We start from the raw sequence: 4,644 nt of genomic DNA, 5'->3' as shown, positions 1-4,644 counted from the left end.
TTGATAACTTATTAGAACGTTTGGAATCGGGAAAAGGAAAGCCTGCTTATAAAGCATGGATTCCAGTTCCCATATTACTTCCGGGAGAAAAAACCAGTACCCGTGTAGAGCCGGGAAAAAGCTTATATGCAGCTGTAAACCCGGCTACTCAACAGGAGGGGGTAGTAGATGCCGCAATTTGGGTAGGCTATGCTTGGGCGGACGAGCCGCGAAACCACGCTGTAGTAATGGTTACCGGGGATGATAAAGAAAAAGTCACCCAAAAAGCAGAGGAGCTTGCCTTCAGTTTTTGGGAAAGACGGGACAAATTTGAATTTATTGCACCTACTGCTAGTCTTAAGGAGAGTTTAGATATGGCCATTGCTAGTGATAAAGTACCATTTATGATCAGTGATATGGGAGACAACCCAACTGCAGGAGGCGCTGGAGATGTGACCTGGACACTTAAAGAAATCCTTGAAAGACCTGAGTTTAAATCAGGTTCAGGCCCTTCCCTAATTTATGCTTCTATTCCAGGCCCTGAATTGGTAGAAGCTGCCTTGGATGCAGGTGTAGGTGGGGAGGTGTCTGCCAAGGCAGGAGCTGCGGTAGATGACCGATTTGCACCACCTATACTACTAACCGGTACAGTGACAGCTATTGAAAAGGGGGATAGAAATGCAGAAGTAGAGGTGGTTGTAAAGGTTGGCAGTGTTCATGTAATTGTTACAAAAAAAAGAAAGCCCTATCATAGGGAAAAGGATTTTACCAACCTTGGTCTTAATCCAAAAGAAACGGATATAGTCGTTGTAAAAATTGGCTACCTTGTACCTGAACTGTACGATATGAGGGCAGACTGGATCATGGCCCTTACTCCGGGAGGTGTTGATCAGGATCTGGAGCGTTTGGAGTTTAAACGCATCAACCGACCGATGTTTCCATTTGATAAGGATATGGAAACGCCTGATTTAAGTGCAAGGTTAGTCCCTTTATCTCATGAATTTTAGTAATCCTACATGTTTTTTTAAACTTTTGGACAAAAAGCGGCTTAAAGTCATTATGTATTAGTTGGTTTTTGTAATAAATGGCCTGATTCTATTGTATTTACCTAGAATCAGGCCATTTTATTGGATAACAATTTAGTTTGGTCTTCTTATTCCATTTATATTTGCGTTACATTTCTTGTAACACCAAAATATTCCTTAAATGTATTCTAGTTAAATGAATATTGCGTAATGATTATTTAACAATTTGATCATCTTACTGACTGGTCTCTATTTAAAAAAATCGGGTTTTTACTTTAGGTAAAAACTATAAGAAAAGTCTGAATTAAGTAAATCCCGGAAAAATGGTTAAAATTAGTTTTGTTTTTTGGTTCATGTATACGCTTTCAATGGTTGCCAATGCTCAGGTGAAAATTGAAAAGGAAAGCAAGGTGATGCGTAGTGATGTTCCCTCCAATGCGGTTTCTTGGGTAGAGGAGGTTTTTGATCAGAAAAATAGGATGAATTGGTTTTTTGAAACCTCAGGGGAAAGCAAAAGCTATGAAGCTAAATTTTACCATAAGAAAAAAAAGTACAGTGTGGAGTTTAGTATGGATGGTACCTTAGAGGATATTGAAGTATTAGTACATTGGAGGAGATTGCCTAAAAAAGTTAAGCAAAATATTTCGAAATATTTTTCGGACAACTTCTTAAAAACTAATATACGGAAGATTCAAATTCAGTATACTGGGAAAAGCGAAAACTTAAAAAATTGGATAAATACTAATAAATCCGATAATATTATAATTAAATATGAGGTGGAATTTTATGGTAAAACATCAAGCACAAAAAAATTATGGGAAGGATTATTTGATAAGGAGGGCGAACTTCTAATGAAAAGAGAAATCATCCTGACACCTTCTAATAATCTATTCTTTTAATGCGTAAATTAATACTTGTTATATTTCTTTTATTACCTATACAAATAATGGCTCAAGGAACTGTTAGGTTATTTGGGTTTTTTCCTGAAGTTCAAGTGGGTTTTAAAGCTACAGAAAAATTAAAAGTTATTGGTAAAATAGAGAGTCAACATGGGATGGCTGAAAAATTCGGGGGAGAAGATCTTGATGCCGGCTATTTCCATAATCTAACTGATTTCCAAGGGTTTTTAGGAACAAAGGTTAATCCATTTATTGATATTGCTGCAGGGTATCAATACCGTGTGGATAGCAGAGGTGACAATAGCCACCGTACAATACAGCAAATATCCATACTACAGTTGCCCAGAAATTATAAAATTGGTCACAGAATCCGTTTTGACCAAACCTATTTACCTTTTGAGAAAAATGAATACCGGCTTAGGTATAGGGTGTCTTTTGAAGTCCCAATAGAAGGGAAAAGATTAGATCCTGGAGAGTTTTATTTGGTGTTTAGTGATGAATTGCTCTACAGTTATCAGTCTCGTGTAAGTGGATTGGAGAACAGGATTGTGGCATCCCTGGGACACCTCTCCAAGGCGAAACAGAAATTTCAAGCAGGTATCGACTACAGAACTGATCGTTTTTTTGACCCTGACCTGAGACACAGGACCTGGTTTAAATTTGGTTGGTATTTAAATTTTTAAAACTTATCAAATCAACTTTGTTGTTGATTTAGTAAAGTTGCTCTTTAATTTACCTTTCAAAATGAGTTTGTAGAAAAGGAACTTGAAAATTAATCCGAAGTTCCTTTTCCTATTGATTTTTTGCTTTTTATGACTAAGCTAGTGAAAGATAAACAAAATGTGTGATTTTTCATTTCAGGGTTAAAAATTAACTTCTTTGTAAAAACTTACAACTATTTAAAGATTTACTTCTGCCAAATACCGATTTCAATATAAGTCTATGATTTCATAGGTTTTACCATTTAACCCAAAAGTATCTCCTTTTTTCTTTCCCTTCATTTCCTTGTAAATCGGAGCATTTTTTGAAATACCAAATAATTTCTGACCATCCACTTCAAATTCCTCCAAACTTACACTTGGGAAAAAGGTCATGCTGTCTGTTTTTACAATTGCTCCGAGGGTGACTTCATCTAAAATATTATCTGCAGTTCTCATTTGTTTTAAGAAATCCAGTTCATCGATCACAAAGTCAAGCTCCCGACCGATTCTGTTAATCACGAGAGCGCTTTCATCTTCTTGTCCTTGCTGATCATATTCAACTGGCTCATCTTGGGGCTGCTGCTCTCCTTCTCTAATCTCCTTTATCCTTTGCCTAAAGTCTGAAACAATGCTTTCTTGGCGCCTGACGGCTTCTTCCATTACTCTTTTTTTAAAGTTTATTTTTTCCATAATGCTTTTAATTTTTTAAGTAAAGGGGCAAAAAGGTTGCCAGATTTTTCATTTCAAGATATAATTTTTGGCGACTTATCAATTGAGCTATAGGGGTGAAAGTTAATAGTATAATCTTCTGAAAATTTTGAAATAACAAAAATATAAGTTACTTTGTTAGGTGTAGAAAATAAAAGAATATGATAATTTTAAAAAGTATAAAACCATTCGCCATGCTATTACTGGTGGCTTTGCTGTTTTCTTTTACAATATCTTCTTGCGGAAACAAAAAAACGGACAAAGTAGAACAGACAGAAGAGCATCCGGCAGCTGAAGAAGAGCATCCATCAGGAGGTGATGAACACCCATCAGGTGACGATGAGCACCCAACAAAGGAATAGTACTTTGTCGAATAGTTATTCGTTATGATGTGTTATTAATAGGTATTGTTTCTAATAAAAGTAAATGTTGTTTTGGCAACTGCGGGTTTTCCTCCAATTTCTAAAATCGGATAAACCATAAAATTGATAGGGCCAGATACAGGACCAGGAGTAAACGTTAGGTCTCTACCACGACTTAATTCAATTCGATTGGCCGGGTGTCGACCAAAATAATAAGTCGACAGCGCAGTGTATTTATTTCCTTCACTAATATCTATAGGCCACCATTTACCTTCGGCATAAAACTCTGCCCAACAGTGGTACCCATCAATTCCACCATCATCCCGGTCTGATGGAATTGCTGCGCCAATTGAAAATCTTGCGGGAATGCCTACTGATCTGGCCATAGAGATAAATAACGAATGAAATTCGGTACAATTTCCCGTTTTGGTGTCGCAAGCATAAATTGCATCCCCTCTGCCATAATCGCCATACTTCATGTATTTCATATGATCGATAATATAGTCATAAATGGCCCTGGCCTTCATTAGTTGGCTTTGCCCTTTCTTTTCTCCAATGGCCTCTTGGGCCAATTCTCTAAACCTTCTACCAACAGGCATAAGCGTACTTGATTGGAGGTATCGGGGATCGATTTTAAGGCTGTCCTGATAAGGACCTTTTTCTATTCTTTTTACCTTATAGGTAATTGTTATAGGTTTTTCACTATCATTTGGAGAGAGGGTTACGAGTAAAGCCGTATTTTGGTTGGTTTTATCTTTTATTATTTTGTGCTTGCCAGGAATCTCCTTTTTCACAAGGCCTATTTCTTGGTAGTCATCAGATGCTGCAAGGGGAATCCATATTTTGGCAGAGTCAGAAATCACCGGCAAAGTGATATTGTAGTTAAACAGGAATTGATCTTCCCCTTCAATAACTCCTAGAAGTTTATTACTTGATTCAGCAATAGGAATTCGGTTCCAAGTTTTGTCCG

Annotated in this window: 6 protein-coding genes; 4 read left to right on the top strand and 2 right to left on the bottom strand. The window is 37.1% G+C overall.

All coding sequences use genetic code 11. The features are described from left to right. The 3 genes from AAC037_RS20145 to AAC037_RS20135 form a co-directional block, all read left to right on the top strand. Positions 1-986: MlrC C-terminal domain-containing protein (locus AAC037_RS20145; RefSeq protein ID WP_339905136.1), on the top strand; the 986-nt coding region annotated here is incomplete at its 5' end. A gap of 341 nt (positions 987-1,327) precedes the next feature. Beyond that, on the top strand, positions 1,328-1,903 hold the full coding sequence (locus AAC037_RS20140; RefSeq protein ID WP_339905135.1) for a hypothetical protein: 576 nt from the start codon (positions 1,328-1,330) through the stop codon (positions 1,901-1,903). A gap of 47 nt (positions 1,904-1,950) precedes the next feature. Then, positions 1,951-2,586 carry a DUF2490 domain-containing protein gene (locus AAC037_RS20135; protein ID WP_339905134.1) on the top strand — a complete coding sequence of 212 codons (636 nt, stop codon included), beginning with the start codon at positions 1,951-1,953 and terminating at the stop codon, positions 2,584-2,586. 246 nt (positions 2,587-2,832) lie between these two features. On the opposite strand, the gene AAC037_RS20130 is transcribed toward AAC037_RS20135, so the two are convergent. Further along, positions 2,833-3,294, bottom strand: coding sequence for a hypothetical protein (locus tag AAC037_RS20130; protein WP_339905133.1), 462 nt, complete (start codon positions 3,292-3,294; stop codon positions 2,833-2,835). A 179-nt stretch (positions 3,295-3,473) separates the two neighbouring features. On the opposite strand from AAC037_RS20130, the gene AAC037_RS20125 reads away from it, so the two are divergent. Continuing rightward, positions 3,474-3,674: a hypothetical protein gene (locus AAC037_RS20125; protein WP_339905132.1), complete on the top strand. Its 201-nt coding sequence runs from the start codon at positions 3,474-3,476 to the stop codon at positions 3,672-3,674. 35 nt (positions 3,675-3,709) lie between these two features. Here AAC037_RS20125 and AAC037_RS20120 read toward each other — a convergent pair. Then, a partial coding sequence (locus AAC037_RS20120) for a transglutaminase-like domain-containing protein (RefSeq protein ID WP_339905131.1) occupies positions 3,710-4,644 on the bottom strand: 935 nt, incomplete at its 5' end.

It is taken from the genome of uncultured Cyclobacterium sp. (assembly GCF_963976465.1).
In the GTDB taxonomy this organism is placed as follows: Bacteria; Bacteroidota; Bacteroidia; order Cytophagales; family Cyclobacteriaceae; genus Cyclobacterium.
This window is presented reverse-complemented; position numbering and strand designations above follow the sequence as displayed.